At 64.2% G+C, this 15574-nt stretch carries 22 protein-coding genes; 11 read left to right on the top strand and 11 right to left on the bottom strand.

Annotated features, from left to right (window positions below):
* Positions 1 to 9 precede the first annotated feature (9 nt).
* Both lgt and ABIB91_RS39730 read right to left on the bottom strand, forming a co-directional pair.
* Positions 10 to 855 (bottom strand): prolipoprotein diacylglyceryl transferase, encoded by an 846-nt coding sequence (gene lgt / locus ABIB91_RS39735; protein WP_354172459.1) that lies wholly within the window; start codon positions 853 to 855, stop codon positions 10 to 12.
* Positions 856 to 869: 14 nt separating this feature from the next.
* Positions 870 to 1601, bottom strand: coding sequence for a dienelactone hydrolase family protein (locus ABIB91_RS39730; protein WP_007596814.1), 732 nt, complete (start codon positions 1599 to 1601; stop codon positions 870 to 872).
* Between the two features lie 169 nt (positions 1602 to 1770).
* On the opposite strand from ABIB91_RS39730, the gene ABIB91_RS39725 reads away from it, so the two are divergent.
* The 4 genes from ABIB91_RS39725 (at position 1771) to ychF (ending at position 4691) form a co-directional block, all read left to right on the top strand.
* Positions 1771 to 2022 (top strand): accessory factor UbiK family protein, encoded by a 252-nt coding sequence (locus tag ABIB91_RS39725; protein WP_007596812.1) that lies wholly within the window; start codon positions 1771 to 1773, stop codon positions 2020 to 2022.
* Between the two features lie 182 nt (positions 2023 to 2204).
* Positions 2205 to 2924, top strand: a complete 720-nt coding sequence (locus tag ABIB91_RS39720) for a 50S ribosomal protein L25/general stress protein Ctc (protein WP_007596810.1) — start codon at positions 2205 to 2207, stop codon at positions 2922 to 2924.
* A 58-nt stretch (positions 2925 to 2982) separates the two neighbouring features.
* Complete coding sequence (gene pth, locus ABIB91_RS39715) at positions 2983 to 3588, top strand: aminoacyl-tRNA hydrolase (RefSeq protein WP_007596809.1); 606 nt, start codon at positions 2983 to 2985, stop codon at positions 3586 to 3588.
* A 5-nt stretch (positions 3589 to 3593) separates the two neighbouring features.
* Positions 3594 to 4691 (top strand): redox-regulated ATPase YchF, encoded by a 1098-nt coding sequence (ychF, locus tag ABIB91_RS39710; RefSeq protein WP_007596807.1) that lies wholly within the window; start codon positions 3594 to 3596, stop codon positions 4689 to 4691.
* An 82-nt stretch (positions 4692 to 4773) separates the two neighbouring features.
* Here the strand turns inward: ychF and ABIB91_RS39705 are convergent, their stop codons facing one another.
* Positions 4774 to 5070, bottom strand: a complete 297-nt coding sequence (locus ABIB91_RS39705) for a DUF4282 domain-containing protein (RefSeq protein ID WP_007596805.1) — start codon at positions 5068 to 5070, stop codon at positions 4774 to 4776.
* Between the two features lie 178 nt (positions 5071 to 5248).
* On the opposite strand from ABIB91_RS39705, the gene ABIB91_RS39700 reads away from it, so the two are divergent.
* From ABIB91_RS39700 to ABIB91_RS39690, 3 genes are all read left to right on the top strand, one after another.
* Positions 5249 to 5701: a MaoC family dehydratase gene (locus tag ABIB91_RS39700; RefSeq protein WP_219683739.1), complete on the top strand. Its 453-nt coding sequence runs from the start codon at positions 5249 to 5251 to the stop codon at positions 5699 to 5701.
* Positions 5701 to 6183 carry a MaoC family dehydratase gene (locus ABIB91_RS39695; protein ID WP_354172463.1) on the top strand — a complete coding sequence of 161 codons (483 nt, stop codon included), beginning with the start codon at positions 5701 to 5703 and terminating at the stop codon, positions 6181 to 6183. The genes ABIB91_RS39700 and ABIB91_RS39695 overlap by 1 nt, the downstream gene beginning before the upstream one ends.
* Before the next feature lie 198 nt (positions 6184 to 6381).
* Entirely contained in the window at positions 6382 to 6528 is a 147-nt protein-coding gene (locus ABIB91_RS39690; protein WP_007596790.1) for a hypothetical protein, read from the top strand.
* Positions 6529 to 6569: 41 nt separating this feature from the next.
* Here ABIB91_RS39690 and ABIB91_RS39685 read toward each other — a convergent pair whose 3' ends face one another.
* The 5 genes from ABIB91_RS39685 to ABIB91_RS39665 all read right to left on the bottom strand — a co-directional run bounded on the left by ABIB91_RS39685 (position 6570) and on the right by ABIB91_RS39665 (position 9950).
* Complete coding sequence (locus tag ABIB91_RS39685; RefSeq protein WP_007614812.1) at positions 6570 to 6707, bottom strand: hypothetical protein; 138 nt, start codon at positions 6705 to 6707, stop codon at positions 6570 to 6572.
* Positions 6708 to 6973: 266 nt separating this feature from the next.
* A complete protein-coding gene (locus ABIB91_RS39680; protein WP_007596788.1) occupies positions 6974 to 7396 on the bottom strand; it encodes a hypothetical protein in 423 nt (140 codons plus the stop codon).
* A 315-nt stretch (positions 7397 to 7711) separates the two neighbouring features.
* Positions 7712 to 8629: a hypothetical protein gene (locus ABIB91_RS39675; protein WP_198288255.1), complete on the bottom strand. Its 918-nt coding sequence runs from the start codon at positions 8627 to 8629 to the stop codon at positions 7712 to 7714.
* Between the two features lie 214 nt (positions 8630 to 8843).
* A complete protein-coding gene (locus tag ABIB91_RS39670) occupies positions 8844 to 9284 on the bottom strand; it encodes a nuclear transport factor 2 family protein (protein ID WP_354172465.1) in 441 nt (146 codons plus the stop codon).
* Positions 9285 to 9497: 213 nt separating this feature from the next.
* Positions 9498 to 9950, bottom strand: coding sequence for a nuclear transport factor 2 family protein (locus ABIB91_RS39665; RefSeq protein ID WP_354172466.1), 453 nt, complete (start codon positions 9948 to 9950; stop codon positions 9498 to 9500).
* Positions 9951 to 10234: 284 nt separating this feature from the next.
* Between ABIB91_RS39665 and ABIB91_RS39660 the strand changes: the two genes are divergently transcribed.
* The 4 genes from ABIB91_RS39660 (at position 10235) to ABIB91_RS39645 (ending at position 11624) form a co-directional block, all read left to right on the top strand.
* Positions 10235 to 10477 (top strand): hypothetical protein, encoded by a 243-nt coding sequence (locus ABIB91_RS39660; protein ID WP_007596784.1) that lies wholly within the window; start codon positions 10235 to 10237, stop codon positions 10475 to 10477.
* Between the two features lie 96 nt (positions 10478 to 10573).
* Positions 10574 to 10753: a hypothetical protein gene (locus ABIB91_RS39655; protein WP_354172468.1), complete on the top strand. Its 180-nt coding sequence runs from the start codon at positions 10574 to 10576 to the stop codon at positions 10751 to 10753.
* A 111-nt stretch (positions 10754 to 10864) separates the two neighbouring features.
* Positions 10865 to 11251, top strand: a complete 387-nt coding sequence (locus ABIB91_RS39650) for a hypothetical protein (RefSeq protein ID WP_007596782.1) — start codon at positions 10865 to 10867, stop codon at positions 11249 to 11251.
* Between the two features lie 7 nt (positions 11252 to 11258).
* Positions 11259 to 11624: a hypothetical protein gene (locus ABIB91_RS39645; protein ID WP_354172471.1), complete on the top strand. Its 366-nt coding sequence runs from the start codon at positions 11259 to 11261 to the stop codon at positions 11622 to 11624.
* 68 nt (positions 11625 to 11692) lie between these two features.
* Here ABIB91_RS39645 and uvrB read toward each other — a convergent pair whose 3' ends face one another.
* From uvrB to ABIB91_RS39630, 3 genes are all read right to left on the bottom strand, one after another.
* Positions 11693 to 14692, bottom strand: coding sequence for an excinuclease ABC subunit UvrB (gene uvrB / locus ABIB91_RS39640; protein ID WP_354172473.1), 3000 nt, complete (start codon positions 14690 to 14692; stop codon positions 11693 to 11695).
* A gap of 126 nt (positions 14693 to 14818) precedes the next feature.
* Positions 14819 to 15049, bottom strand: a complete 231-nt coding sequence (locus ABIB91_RS39635) for a hypothetical protein (RefSeq protein WP_007596779.1) — start codon at positions 15047 to 15049, stop codon at positions 14819 to 14821.
* Positions 15050 to 15105: 56 nt separating this feature from the next.
* Positions 15106 to 15333 (bottom strand): hypothetical protein, encoded by a 228-nt coding sequence (locus tag ABIB91_RS39630; RefSeq protein WP_007596778.1) that lies wholly within the window; start codon positions 15331 to 15333, stop codon positions 15106 to 15108.
* Positions 15334 to 15574: the final 241 nt, after the last annotated feature.

Below are 15574 nucleotides of genomic sequence, written 5' to 3'. Positions count from 1 at the left end.
CAAAAGGAATTAACGAATAGCCCTTGCGGGCTCGGGCGCACCGCGCCTCACTGCCAATACAATAAGTATGCCGCCCACAATAAGCATCGGAATCGACAACAGCATGCCCATGGTTAATCCGCCCCAGAGGAAGCCGAGCTGGACGTCCGGTTCACGGAAATGCTCGCCGGCGATCCGGCTCAGACCATAGATCAGGATGAACGCGCCGAGGATCATGCCCAGCCGCTTCAGGGCGCCGAAGCGGATCATGATCGCGAGCACCGTGAACAGCAAAATGCCCTCCATGCCGGCCTCGTAGAGCTGGCTCGGATGACGCGGCAGTTGGGTGGGATCGTTGGGGAAGATCATCGCCCAGGGCAGCTCCGGCCCGGCGGTGCGGCCCCACAATTCGCCATTGATGAAATTGGCGATGCGGCCGAGCAGCAGCCCGACCGGGGCGACGGCGGTGGTGATGTCGCCGAGCGACAGGATCGAGATGCGGTTGCGATAGGCGAACCACATCACCGCGACGACGCAGCCGAGGAAGCCGCCGTGGAAGGACATGCCGCCTTCCCACAGCCTGAAGATCGCGGCGGGATGGTCGATGAAGAAGGGCAGATTGTAGAACAGCACATAGCCGGTGCGGCCGCCGAGGATGATGCCGAGCGTGACCCACAGAATGAAGTCGTCGATCTGCACCAACGACATCGGCGCCGGGCCGCCCCACAGCCGCTCTTTCTTCAGGAGCGAGCGCGCATAGAGCCAACCGAACACGATGCCGCAGATATAAGCCAGCGCATACCAGCGGATCGCGAACGGACCGATCTCGATCGCGATCGGCTTGAAGGCGGGAAAGTCGATGAGCAGAAAGGGCATCGCGCCTTCTATGTCTAGACGAGATTGCGGCGATAGAGCGCCAGCAGACGCTCCCAATGCCGCTCGGCGGCGTCGCGGTGATAGACCGGACGCTTGGGGAAGGCGAAGCCGTGATGGGTGTCGGGATAGATCTCGACTTCGGCTTTGGCGCCGCTCATGCCCTGCTTCACCTGCTCGATGATCTCGGCCGGTGCGTAGATGTCGGTCTCGGCGCAGGCGAAGTAGAGTTCGGCCTTGGTCTTGGCGGCCGCGAGATGCGGGCTGTCGTCCTGGTCGGTTGCGAGTTGCGTGCCGTAGACCGAGGCAGCGGCTTTGACGCGATCGGGAAAATGCGTGGCGGCGTTGATCGCGTAGCGGCCGCTCATGCAGTAACCGACAGTGCCGATCAGTTTGGTGTTCGCGGCCGCCTGGCCCTCGGCATAGGTCAGCAGCGCCCGCGTGTCGTCCATGATCATGGGGATCGTGAGCGATCCCATCAGCGCAAACATGCGCTTGCGTTCCGGAGCGTTCGGATCGGCCGGCAGCGCGCCGAGCTCCATCACGCCGGAACGGTAATAGAGGTTCGGCAGCATGACGTAATAACCCGATGTCGCGAGCCGGCGTGCCATGTCGCGCAGCTCCTCGCGGATCGCCGGCGCGTCCATGTAGAACAGGACGACCGGAAACGGCCCGCCGCGTTCGGGATGGCTGATGAAGGTTGCGGTGTGACCGTCCTTGGTGGGGATCGCGATCTGCTGGTCGATCATCTCGAGCGCCTTTTGTGATTCTTCTTATGCAGGGACGTTGAATACGATTGCAAGGAAACCGGGGCATGACAAGGATACCGCCGATCGGCCCTTGAACCGGCCCCATCGGATTGCCATTGTCTCCCGGCGTGTTCGCGCAGAGTTCATCGAAAGCCGCCAGGAGACCGACATGACCCAGACCAACAACCGGTTTTTCGACGAGATCGGCCGCTTGATGAACGACGCCGCCGGTGCCGCGCAGGGAGTCAAGCGTGAGTTCGACACGGTGATGCGCACCCAGGCCGAAAAATTCCTGCGCGACATGGACCTGGTCAAGCGCGAGGAGTTCGAGGCGGTCAAGGACATGGCGCGCCTGGCGCGTGAGGAGAACGAGGCTCTGAAGGCGCGCATCGCGGCGCTGGAGGCCAAGCTCGGCGGCTAACTCCGCCGGTCCATCCGGGCGATCCGGTTCCGCCCGGCAGCCCATTCTCCTTGTCATTTCCGCGTCTTCCGGGTAAAAGCCCGCCACGTCCGCAGCCCCCGCACCCCTGGAGGCTTGCTGCGGCGTATGCCATGGGCCGCGTTGCGGCCCATTAACTTTTGCAAAAACAAGGACTTAACGTTATGGCGACCGTCAAGGAATTGAAGGCGACCGCACGTCCGAAGAGCGGCAAGGGGGCCGCCCGGGCTGAGCGTCGCGCCGGGAGAGTGCCCGGAGTGATCTATGGCAACAACCAGCCCCCGCTGACCATCTCGGTTGACGATCGCGAACTGCGCTCGCGCATCCTCGCCGGCCGGTTCCTGACCACGCTGGTCGACATCGACCTCGAAGGCAACAAGCACCGCGTGATTCCGCGCGACTACCACCTCGATCCGGTCAAGGACTTCCCGATCCACGTCGACTTCATGCGGCTCGGCGAAGGCGCCACCATCCGCATCAGCGTTCCCTTGCACGTGGTGAAGGCTGAAGGTTCGCCCGGCGTGAAGCGCGGCGGCGCCGTGAACATCGTTGCGCACGCGATCGAGCTCGAGTGCGGCGTGGAGAACATCCCGCAGTTCATCGAGGCTGACGTCGGTTCGCTCGAGATCGGCCACTCGCTGCATCTCTCCGACATCAAGCTGCCGGCCGGCGTGAAGGCGCTGACCTCCGAGGACGCGACCCTCGTCACCATCGTGCCGCCGTCCGGCTACGCCGAAGAGCAGAAGGCTGCGGCTGCTGCTCCGGCTGCGGGTGCTGCTGCTCCGGCGGCTGGTGCTGCTCCGGCTGCGGGTGCTGCTGCTCCGGCAGCGGCTGCCAAGGCCCCGGCTGCCAAGGCCCCCGCCGGCGGCGACAAGAAGAAGTAATCTCTCAAAGCTGGCGCGCGGTCCCTGACCGCGCGCCGAGCGAGGGGCGCGCCGCGTCATGCGACTGTTTGTTGGGCTCGGCAATCCCGGCCCGAAATTCGCACGTAACCGGCACAATGTCGGCTTCATGGCCGTCGACGAGATCGCGCGGCGTCATGGGTTCGCACCCTGGCGCCGCAGGTTTCAGGGCGAGACCTCGGAAGGCACGCTCGGCACCGAGCGCGTGATCCTGCTCAAGCCGATGACCTACATGAACGAGTCCGGCCGCAGCGTTCAAGAAGCGGCAAGCTTCTTCAAGATCGCGCCGGGCGACGTCACCGTATTCCATGACGAACTCGAACTGCCGCCGGGCAAGGTGCGGGTGAAGATCGGCGGCGGCATCGCCGGCCACAATGGCCTGCGCTCGATCTCCGCCCATATCGGCAACGACTACCGCCGGGTGCGGCTCGGCATCGGTCATCCCGGCGTGAAGGAATTGGTGCACGGCCACGTGCTGTCGGACTTCGCCAAAGCGGACAACGACTGGGTGGCGACGCTCTGCGACGCGGTGGCCGAGCACGCGGCACTGGTTGCCAAGGGCACGGACGCGACTTTCGCCAACAGGGTGCACCTCGCCATGCAGGCGAAGGGATTTTTGACCAAGGACGACAACGGCAAGGATTAACGCTCGTGGGATTTAAATGCGGGATCGTCGGATTGCCCAATGTCGGCAAATCGACCTTGTTCAACGCGCTGACCGAGACGGCCGCGGCGCAGGCGGCGAACTATCCGTTCTGCACGATCGAGCCGAATGTCGGCGAGGTCGCTGTGCCGGATCCGCGGCTCGATAAGCTCGCAGCGATCGCCAAGTCGGGCCAGATCATCCCGACCCGGCTGACCTTCGTGGACATCGCCGGCCTCGTGCGCGGCGCGTCCAAGGGTGAAGGCCTCGGCAACCAGTTCCTCGCCAACATCCGCGAGGTCGACGCCATCGCGCATGTCGTGCGCTGCTTCGAGGATTCCGACATCACCCATGTCGAGGGCAAGATCGCCCCGCTCGCCGACATCGAGACCATCGAGACCGAGCTGATGCTCGCCGATCTCGACAGCCTCGAAAAGCGCGTCGACAATTTGGCCAAGAAGGCCAAGGGCAACGACAAGGACGCCAAGGAGCAGCTCGACCTCGTCAATCGCACCCTGGTGCTGCTGCGCGAGGGCAAGCCCGCGCGTCTTGTCGAACGCAAGGCCGAGGAGGAGCGCGCCTTCGGCATGCTCGGCCTGCTGTCGTCCAAGCCCGTGCTCTACGTCTGCAACGTCGAGGAAGGCTCGGCCGCATCAGGCAATTCGTTCTCGAAGGCGGTGCAGGACCAAGCCGCCAAGGAAGGCGCCATTGCCGTCGTCATCTCGGCAAAAATCGAATCCGAGATCGCCACCATTTCGCGTGACGAACGCGCCGACTTCCTGGAGACGCTGGGTCTCGAAGAGGCCGGCCTCGATCGCCTGATCCGCGCCGGCTACACGCTGCTCGACCTCATCACCTATTTCACGGTGGGCCCGAAGGAAGCGCGCGCCTGGACCATCTATCGCGGCACCAAGGCGCCGGGCGCGGCCGGTGTGATCCACACCGACTTCGAGAAGGGGTTTATCCGCGCCGAGACCATTGCGTATGAAGACTACGTCGCGCTCGGCGGCGAAGCCGGCGCCCGCGATGCCGGCAAGCTCCGCCTCGAAGGCAAGGAATACGTCGTCGCCGACGGCGACGTGATGCATTTCAGGTTCAATACGTAAGACATCGATAGGTTCGTAGGGTGGGTTAGCGCAGCGTAACCCACCATGCCTCCTCTTTTGCCGAACGGCGCCGGTGCTTGCCTCACCGCACCCCGCCGCCCTGATCCCTGATCGCGCCGAGGTGCTCGTTGATGCGGAAGATGATCAGGATCAGCTCCGCGATGATGCGCGAGAACACGATCCCGACGACGACGCTCGCGATCGACGACAGCAGCATCAGGAAGCCGCCGAACGGGCTGATCGCCATCATCGCGAGGCCGGAGAAGATGCCGGAGAGGCCGAACAGGCAGATCAGCGCGATCACCAGCCAGTAGAAGGTCTTGATGATCGTCGGCGTGATGAAGCGGTCCCATTGAAACAGGTCGCTGAATGAAAACATTGCTCTCCCCAGGGCAATTCGGGTGTTGTCGGGCCTTGCAAATGGATCGTGGCCCCTGATCGATCCGACTCAAGACCGACGCCGGCGCGCCGAATGTAGCACGAGCCATGCGGGCCGGCGGGTTGAGATTGCCGCAAAGTGCGGCCACAATCTGTCATTTCCTCAAACCTTTCCCAAGATGACCCTGACCTTCGAAGATTTCCCGCCCGGCCGGTTCGGAACATTCGGCCCGCGCCATGTCACGCGCGACGAGATCGTGGCCTTTGCCGCCGAGTTCGATCCGCAGCCGATGCACCTCGACGAGGAGGCCGCCAGCAAGAGCATGCTGCGGGGCCTGTCCGGCTCGGGCTGGCATCTCTGTTCGCTGATGATGCGGATGATGGCCGACGGTTTCATTACCCGCGCCGCTTCGCTGGGATCTCCCGGCGTCGACGAAGTGCGGTGGTTGTCGCCCTTGAGGCCAGGCGACGACCTCATGCTCGATGTCGATGTCGTGGAGGCCCGCACCTCGAAGAGCCGCCCGGAGCTCGGCATCGTCAAGTTCAAATGCACCGTGCGTAACGCCAGGGGTGATGCGCTGTGCGAGATGACGTCGCCGATCCTGATCAAGCGGCGCGAGGGGGCGGTCTGATGCCGTTTTTCGAGGAGATCGAGATTGGGCATCGCCGCGAGATCGGCGCCTATACGTTCACGGCGGAGTCGATCAAGGCATTCGCCGCAAAGTTCGATCCGCAGCGTTTTCACCTCGACGAGGAGGAGGGCAAGAACTCGCTGTTTGGCGGGCTCGCGGCCTCGGGCTGGCATGTCGGCTCGGCCTGCATGAGCCTGCTTGTCGCCGACGGCCAGCGTCTGGCGCGGGAAGCCGTTTCGCGCGGCGAGGAGGTCGCGGTGTGGGGCCCGTCGCCCGGCTTTCGCGATTTGCGCTGGATCAGGCCGGTGCTCGCCGGCGACATCGTCACCTACGTCAACGTCGTCATCGACAAACGCAGCTCCGCCTCGCGACCCGGCTGGGGCATCCTGACCGCGCGCACCACCGGCACCAACCAGCGAGGCGAGGACGTCTACGCCATCACCGCAACGGCCTTCGTGCCGATGCGTGCGAACGGCGGTTAGATTCGTTCCAGGATGAACGGCGAAAACAGCGTGCGAGTGTTGCTTCCGCGCTATGGACGCGATTCCGGGGGGCTGCCATAAGCCTGCGCAACATGGTTTTCCCGCGAAGCAGTGTGCGGAACCATCGAGTTGCTAACCAATTATGAACCTGTCGCTGTCTATTTGAACGAACTGGGCAGAGTACAGGGGACGAGGACCATGGCAGACCGCGGCGCACTCAAGCTGGTCGGATTCATCTTTGCTACCGCGACGCTGGCCGTGATGCTGGTCGCCGGCATGGTGGTGAAGGGCTATGCCGACGGCGCCTACACCCTGGAAGCCTCGACCGTGGAAGCCGCCCGGTAAGATTTCGTTAACTCCGCGGGGCCGCAACGCGGCCTCCGCCCTCAGCGGCTATAGACGAACGCCAATATCGCGATCGCAACCGCCAGCAATCCGACAAAACGCAGCATGATCGTGCCGAACTGGTTCGGCGCGGGCCGCAGCGGTATCGGGTCGGTGGTGTCGGGCCGAATGCTTTCCATGACATGTCCCCGGGCCCGCCGCGATGGCAGGAGCGCTTGGCGTTAGTCGTCGGGTGGCGGTGGGGGGTTCAAAACCCTCCGCTGTCATGCCCCGCGAAAGCGGGGGCATCCAGTACGCCGCGGCGTCTCGGTAGCACATCACCGCCTCTGGAATACTGGATCATCCGCCTTCGCGGATGATGACGTTACATTGAGGGTGCCCCCCAGAATCAAAACCGCCGCGCCCCTTTCGGAACGCGGCGGCCGGTGATGCGTGATGTCAGCGATCAGCTGTTGCGCAGGCCGTCGGCGGCGCGCTTCCACTGCGAGACGTTGTCGGCGATCATGCGGGTCGACTTCATCGCGGCCTGGCTGAGCTGGGCGTAGCCGGAGATCTCGCGCTGGACGCGCTGGCCTTCGGCGTGGAGCAGGTCGCGCAGGCTCTCAAGCTCGGAGATCAGATTCTCGATCTCGGCGAGCGAGGTGCCGGCGACGCGCTGGATCAGCGAGTTGACGTTGGTGACGGTGGCCTCCGCGCTCGGATCGAGCGGCGGCGCGTCCGTGGCGGTCGCTGCCGGACGGCGCAGATAGGCGATGTCGTTGCGGACGAAGTCACGGATGCCGGCTTCGACTTCCGTCACGGCGGCGAGGTTGGTGTCGATGGTCTCGGTCTCGGTGGTTTCGGTCTTTTCCGGACGCATGGCGTTCATCGTTATTCCCCTGTTCGCGTTGAGCGCAGCGCGAGTGTCCCCCGCACGACGACGTCAGCCTGGGACTAGGGCGTCGGATTTTGGCCGCAACTTGGCCGAGGTGCGGCAAGGGCGGTCCATTCGGGGGCTTTGCCGTGGCGTATGGTTACGGAAGTCTGAACGCGGCCGCACCGGCGAACTTTGTAGCTCCTCATGGTGAGGAGCGCGAAGCGCGTCTCGAACCATGCAGGCCCAACTGTAGCAGCGGGGGCCTCGATCCTTCGAGACGCGCGCAAGAGCGCGCTCCTCAGGATGAGGAGAAAGATTAGCGCCCAACTACCAGCTCTTCTTGAAACCCGCCGTCAGGCTCTTGTTGATCGCCCCTTGCGAGGTTTCGCCGACCGAGCCGGAGACGGTGACGTTGTCGAACAGCTTTTGCTCGGCGCCGACCTTGCGCAGCCATTTGTCGTCGGTGGTCGACAGCGACTGGCCCGCGGTGATGCTGGTGCCGGTGTCGGTGAGAGTGACCTTGGCCGACTGCTCGGTCTCGTAATTCCGCGTGATGTGACCGCCGACTCCGGGGAGCGCCGTGGTGCCCTGCTGGTTGACGCTGTAGCCGTTCTGGAGCGTCAGCGACGTGTCGCCCGATAGCGGCACCGATTTGATCAGCGCCGCCCCGAGTTTGCTCTGTTCGGCGCCGGGATCGACGCGGGCCTCCACCGCGGTCTTGTCCCAGATCGCGCCCGCGCCCGGCGCGGTTGCGGCCGCCCAGGCGCTGCCGGACGATTGAGGCACGCTACCGCCATTGGTGGCTTTCTGCGCCAGGAGCTCGGACATCGTCCGCGGCTCGCTCGTCACCGTCATGTCGGCGCCGATGCGGGCGTCCCAGAATGAGGATACCGACTGCTTCACGGTCACCGCCGAGGTGCCGTTGGCGTTGGCGTTCGACGCCCAGTTCAGCCCGTCCTTGGCGGCGGCCTGCGCGCGTTTCTTGGCGGCGATGATGTCGTTGAGCGTCCCGGCGTCGATCGCGAGCTGGCCCCAGTCGAGCTTGTCGACGTCGATGCCGCGGAGCACGTCGGGATCGTTGACATCAGGGGCCTCCGCCGTCTCGGCCTCGTCGTCGGGCGCTGCGGCCGGGCCGGGGGAGAAGGGCGGAATGATCTGCGCCGACACCGTCAGCACCGATCCCAAGATGAAAGCGGCCGCCAGCATCGGCAGCCTGGTCAAGCCAAACCCTGTCGAGAATTCCATCGTCCTGCCCGTCAGCCCAGTTCTCGCCGAGGATGCGGAACCATCGTCGCGAAATTGTGGCGGCTCCATCAAGCGCGAACCAACGGGCCGCGCGAAAGGCGCGCGCCCGATGACGAGCTTCTCCACGATTGCATCCGGCGGGGCTGGAGGCCAGGACGCGTCGCGGGGAGCATCAGCCATCGGTCCCGAAGTGCGGGGCCCGTTGGTGTTCCGTTCAGCCGACGCCGGTCATCTTCGGCAGATGAATGGCGCGGCCGAGTGCCTGCTCGACCAGATCGAACGTGTCGATCAGCACGCGCATGCTGGTGAGTTTGCCTGCCCTGAACTGGGCGAACTGCGCCACTCGCAAGCTGATCGGCTTGTTGGAATCCAGCGCGGTCAGCGAATAGCGCAGCATCGAGGCGGCGGAATCGACGCCGAGCATGATGCTCTCGCGGTCGAAGCGGCGGACCTGGAAATTGTCGGCGAGTTGGTGGATGACATCGAGCACGGCATCCTTGCCCTGGCGCGCGCCGAGGAACGGAAACATGTCGATCGGGCCGTAGAGCGCCCACTCGACGTCCTCGTCGATCAGGGCCTCGATGTCCTCGAAATGCCGGTCGTTGATCGCGCGGTGCAATGCGCGCGAGAAACGCCAGAGGCTGTGCTCTGTCATTTTGGGCAGTCCTGAAGCTGGCTTGCAAAAACAAAAATCAACCCCAGCGCACAGAAATGGTGCCGCGGGGTCGCTCAACTCATTTGTATACGAACAAAATACGCCAATTCGGCCAAAACGCAATTCACGTTTTCGCAATGCACAATTGATCCCGGCGTGTGAGATTTACAATAGGAGCCCGTATTTTCCCGGTCCGGGCCGGTTTGGAGAGAGCTAGCCCCCGTCCACCCGCTCGCCCACGATCAGCGGGCCGATCTCACGTTCCAGCACCTGCTGCACCAGGTCGTAGGAATCGATGATCTCGCGGATCTGCGCCACCTGGCCGTTGCGGAAAGTGTAGAATATGGCCATGTCGACCTGAATGATGCGGTCGTGGCTGCGCTTCCTGAAGAACACGCGCAGATAGGCCGCGACCGTGTCGCCTTCGGCGACGATCTGCGGCACCTCGTAGCGGATTTCGGCGTATCGCTCCTGCACGGTGCGCCAGAATTCGCCGAGCTCCTTCTTGCCGTGGCAGGGGCCCATGTGCGGCAGCACGTCGATCGGCGCGTGGGTGAGAAAATCGACGTCGTCGGTGCAGCACGACAGCGCGGCCTCGAGATCGCTGCGCCCGATGGCCTCGAGCAGGTGCAGCACGCGCTGGCGATTGAGCTTCTCGACCGTCATTCCGCCCGTCCTCATTGGCCGTGTGGAGTTTGCGCAAAGCTAACGCGCGGCTTCGGACACCGGCAATCCGCAAAACCACAGGGGATGTTGCAGACGATTTGACGCGCAAACGCAATGCCAGGTTCATGACTGCAACTGGTGGTTGAGTTACCGCGCGCCTGCACGAATTCGCGTGGCTTTCGGCTGCATGGGCTCGCGCTGCCCAACGCGCGGCAGCGAACACGGGAACCGGGACGGGTCCGTGCCCGTTGAGATTGCGACACCGCATTCGGAGACATCGATCCATGAAATCCCTTGCCGCCATCGCCGCCGCACTTCTCATGCTTGGCGCGACCTCCGCCGCCAACGCCAAGGGCTGCATCAAGGGCGCCGTCGTCGGCGGCGTCGCCGGCCACTACGCCGGCCATCACGGCGTCCTCGGCGCCGCCGCCGGCTGCCTCTACGGCCGCCACCATGCCAAGGAGCAGCAAGAGCAGGAGAGGCAGCGACAACAGCAGAGCCAGGTCAACGGCCAGGGCAAGCTGTAACGGCACGGAAAACTGTGCTCCCGCCGTCTTCTATCCGGCATGCTTCGATGGTAAATTCCATTCGCGAACGCTGGGATTGAACCAGGCGAGGGAACGATGGACGTCGGGAAGTCCTTGTGGGGTTTAGTCCTCGCAATCCTGTTCCTGTATTTCGTCGTCGCTTTTCTGGGGAAGGCTTCCCGTTCTGCGGGCGTCAAATACAATTGGGTCGGCGTCCTGCTGTCATTCTCGACGATCGGCCTCGCCATCTATCTCGTTTTCTTTCGCCAGCTTTGAGCCGGTCCCGGCTGCCTCACGTCCCGGGCTCTCGGCCGGGCGTGAGCCAGCTCACATCGCGCGCCTTCCCCTGTGGCTATCGTCCTCCCCATGTCATCAGGGAGACGCGCCATGGCCGCCATCGCCACAGTCAGAAAGTCCAGCCTGCACAACGCGCTTGAAGGCCTCGCGCTGACTGCGACGCTGCAGAGCTTCCCGACCTTCGCCGCCGCGGCTTTCCTGCTCAAGCTGGTCGGCAATCACGACCTGGTCGGCGATCCCGGCGTCGCCATCTTCGTCGCCATCGCCTCACTCGCCCACGCGCTGCTTGCGGTGACCTTGGGGCCGAACTTCCCGCATTTGTTCAAGACCGTCTACGAGCCGAAGTTCTTCGAGGCCCATCTGTCGCTCACTGAGAAGATCACGGCATGGCGCACCCAGCCGGTCGCCTCGCTCCAGCTCATGACCATCGTGCTGCTGCTGTCGGTGATGGCGGTGGTGACGGCGAGCGTGGGGTGATCGCATCATGCCCTTCGTCACCGCGTCGAAATCCGGCCCGCTCAACTGGCTCGAAGGCTTTGCCCTCACCACGATCCTTCAGGGCTTCCCGATCTTCGCCGCGGCGTCGCTGATGGTGAAGCTCCTGGGACATGACCGCGGTGGCAGTCACGCACTCACCATCGCGATGGCGTCGATCTTCTACAGCTGTCTCGCCATCTGGGCCGGATCGACATTCCCGGGATTTGCAAAGAACGCCTACGAACCGCTGTTCTTCGACGCCAGCCTGTCCTTCTCCGAGAAGATCGCCCGCTGGCGCGCCAAGCCGGCGACGTCGATGCAGCTGGTGGCCTCAGTGCTGCTGCTGTCGCTGCTCGCGGCGAGCGTGGAGTGAGTGCGCGTTCTCATCATTCTCGGATGCCGCCATCAATAACCATGGGCGGCGCCGGCGCTCCGCGCCCCCTATCTCTTCTTCCAACCACCTCTATGCCCCGGCGCCCCTCCGCTCGACCGCGGCGATGGCCCAAACTCCGGGCCTGACTGCCGCGAATCCGTCGGCTGGATGATGCGGCTTTCGCCGCCGAACGGTTTTGAGGGCAGCGCGCGGTCGCCCCGATACGGCAACGACTCCGGGCCGTGCATCTCGTCGAGATGCGGCTTGTGGATTCGCGAGCCCTTGCTGCCGCTCGCCTTGAGTGCCGTGGCAGCGCTCTTGTTCTTCAGCGCGCTGACCGGCAGGTTAGCGGCGTCGCCGTATTTCTTCGCGCCCGCATAGGCGCCGGCTTTACCCTGCACCGTGCGCTGCTTGACGGTGGGATCGTCGACCACCGCGAGTTCGGTGGCGCGCAGGCGCTTGACCTCGTCGCGCAGCCGGGCGGCTTCCTCGAAGTTCAGATCGGCGGCGGCCTCGCGCATCCTTGTTTCGAGATCGCCGAGCACGGCCTCGAAATTGTGGCCGATGGAGATGACGTCGTCGGTCATGTCATGGCCGCCGATCTCGACCAGCACATGATCGCGCTCGTAGACGCTGTTCATGATGTCGCCGATCGACTTCTTGATGCTCTCCGGCGTGATGCCATGCGCCGTGTTGTACTCGACCTGCTTCTCGCGGCGGCGGTCGGTTTCGGCGATGGCGCGCTCCATCGAGCCCGTCATCTGGTCGGCATAGAGGATCACCTTGCCGTCGACGTTGCGCGCGGCGCGGCCGATGGTCTGGATCAGCGAGGTCTCGCTGCGCAAAAAACCTTCCTTGTCGGCATCGAGGATCGCGACCAGCGCGCATTCGGGAATGTCGAGGCCTTCGCGCAGCAAATTGATGCCGACCAGCGCGTCGAAGGCACCGAGACGGAGGTCGCGGATGATCTCGATGCGTTCGATGGTGTCGATATCGCTGTGCATGTAGCGCACGCGAATGCCCTGCTCGTGCAGATATTCGGTGAGGTCCTCCGCCATGCGCTTGGTCAGCACCGTGATCAGCGAGCGATAGCCGGCCTGGGCGGTGGCGCGGACCTCGCCGACGAGATCGTCGACCTGGGTGCGGGCGGGGCGGATGTTCACGGGAGGATCAATAAGCCCGGTCGGCCGGATCACCTGCTCGACGAACACGCCGCCGCTCTCGTTGATCTCCCAGGCGCTGGGCGTGGCGGAGACCGCGATCGTCTGCGGCCGCATCATGTCCCATTCCTCGAAGCGCAGCGGGCGGTTGTCCATGCAGGAGGGCAGGCGGAAGCCATATTCGGCGAGCGTCGCCTTGCGGCGGAAGTCGCCGCGGAACATGCCGCCGATCTGGGGAACGGTGACGTGGCTCTCGTCGGCGAACACCAGCGCGTTGTCGGGCACATATTCGAACAGCGTCGGCGGCGGCTCGCCGGGCAGGCGCCCGGTGAGATAGCGCGAATAGTTCTCGATGCCGGCGCAGCTTCCGGTCGCCTCCATCATCTCGAGGTCGAAGGTGGTGCGCTGCTCCAGCCGCTGCGCTTCCAGCAGGCGGCCCTGGTCGTGGAGCTGGTCGAGCCGCATCTTCAATTCGGACTTGATCGACTTGATCGCCTGCACCAGCGTCGGGCGCGGCGTCACATAGTGGGAGTTGGCGTAGATCTTGATGAATTCGAGCTCGTCCTGCTTGTGCCCGGTGAGCGGGTCGAACTCCTCGATGGTCTCGACGGTGTCGCCGAACAGGTTCACGCGCCAGGCGCGGTCTTCATAGTGCGCCGGGAAGATGTCGATGACATCGCCGCGCACGCGAAATGTGCCGCGGGTAAAATCGACCTGGGTGCGTTTGTACTGCAGCGCGACGAGGTCGGCGATCAGCTGGCGCTGGTCGATGCGCTCGCCCTTCTTCAGGGCAAAGGTCATCGCGGTGTAGGTTTCGACCGAGCCGATACCGTAGATGCAGGACACCGAGGCAACGATGATGACGTCGTCGCGTTCGAGCAGCGCGCGCGTCGCCGAGTGGCGCATGCGGTCGATCTGCTCGTTGATCGAGGAATCCTTTTCGATGTACGTGTCCGTGCGAGGGACATACGCTTCCGGTTGGTAATAGTCGTAATAGCTGACGAAATACTCGACCGCGTTGTCGGGGAAGAAGCTCTTGAACTCGCCATAGAGCTGGGCGGCGAGCGTCTTGTTCGGCGCCAGGATGATGGCGGGGCGCTGTGTCGCCTCGATCACCTTGGCCATGGTGTAGGTCTTGCCGGAGCCGGTGACGCCGAGCAGCACCTGCGAGCGGTCGTTGCGATTGATGCCCTCGACCAGCTCGGCGATCGCGGTCGGCTGGTCGCCGCGCGGCTCGTAATGCGACTTGATCTCGAAGCGCACGCCGCCTTCGGACTTTTCCGGGCGCGGCGGCCGATGCGGGGTCCACACCCTGGTGGAGCCGTCGTCCTTACGGAACTCCGGCCGGCCCTCGCGGATCAGCGATTCCAGCGCGTCGGCGGTCGCCTTGACGCCGAGCGCCTCCATCTTGCTGCGCGGCGGGCGCGCCAGGGCTTCGGCATCGTCCTCTTCGGTGGGAAGGCCGAGTTGACGCGCCAGTTCAGGATCGAGCGTCGGGATCGTGGCCGCGGTTCCGTAATTGGCCTGCGGCGCCTCGCCAAGACCTTCGGCCTCTCTGCTCCCTCCCCCCTTGTGGGGGAGGGTCGGGGAGAGGGGTAAGCCGCGAGTCGCGCTGCCCGTTGCGGTGTCCTGCGGAAACTCCTTCGGCGTCGAAGCGCGCGCGCGATGCGCGGCAGCCTCGCCCCCGGAGCGGCGGTCGCGCGAATTGTCCGGCGGCGGCTGCAGGCCGGTGCCCGATCCGAGCCCGGCATCGCCGCGATTGATCGCGGGATTGAGCAACTCGGCCAGCGCCGGCCCGATCGGCTGCACGTCCGGGCGTGACGCCTTGGAGTTTGGCGCCTTCGCGTTCGGAGCCTTGGCCTTGGGGGATTTGACGGATTTTTCGGGGGATGCAGGTTTCTTCGCCATGCTCCGAATATGGGGCGAGTCCGCCTCGCAATAAAGGGCGAATGCCCTTCCCGGATCAGACTGCTGACAGCAGGTTGGCAGCAGGCCTTGGGATCACGGCAGGCCTTGAGATCCCGGATCTCGCGATTAGGCCGCCGGCGACGGTCCCTCATCGTCCCCGGCTGCCTGATGCGGCTCGAGGATGTCGAGATGGATGCCGCCGCAATCGGTGCAGCGCATGGCCCAATACTCGCTTCCGGCACGGCCGCCGATCACGCGGAGCACGGCGAGATCGCCGTCGCATTCCGGGCAGCTGGACAACACATTGCGGGTGTAAATCCTCGGCCGCGGCGTGTCTTCGAATTCGATGACTGACATGATCGATTGCCCCTTTGACCCTGCGCCGTTCCTTGGTCGCCTGCAGTCCCGCTCGCTTATTCGTCGTCGCTGTCGTCGGCCCGCCGGCGGAAGCGATCGATGTGATGCTTGGCATGGGCAATCGCGGCATCGGGATCGGGCCAGGCGAAGCCGACTTCCATGGCCGGAAACAGCACGCCGTCGATGGCAACCGGGCTGAAATCGGCACGCCTGATACGGGCGTGCCACAGCCCCTGGCCAGCTTCGAAGGATTCGATGTCAAAGCCGTCGTAGAGGGTCGTCATTGCAGTCCCCAAAATGTTTTGTTCGAGCGCCTTGTTGAAGGGTCAGGGGACCACGTTTGCGGATTTCAGAATGTGAAGCCGTTCACAAGCGGCGGGCTTTTTTGTCTGCGGACCAATGAATTCGGTTCCGCAAACCCGGTGCGCTCCCTCTCCCGCTTGCGAGGGCTTTGCGTAAATCGCGAATCTGCGATTCTCTAAGAGACATCTGAAGAGGATCTGGGGATGGCATATCGGCAGGTGG

The sequence above is a fragment of the Bradyrhizobium sp. JR4.3 genome (genome assembly GCF_040547695.1).
Taxonomy (GTDB): Bacteria; Pseudomonadota; Alphaproteobacteria; order Rhizobiales; family Xanthobacteraceae; genus Bradyrhizobium; species Bradyrhizobium canariense.
This window is presented reverse-complemented; position numbering and strand designations above follow the sequence as displayed.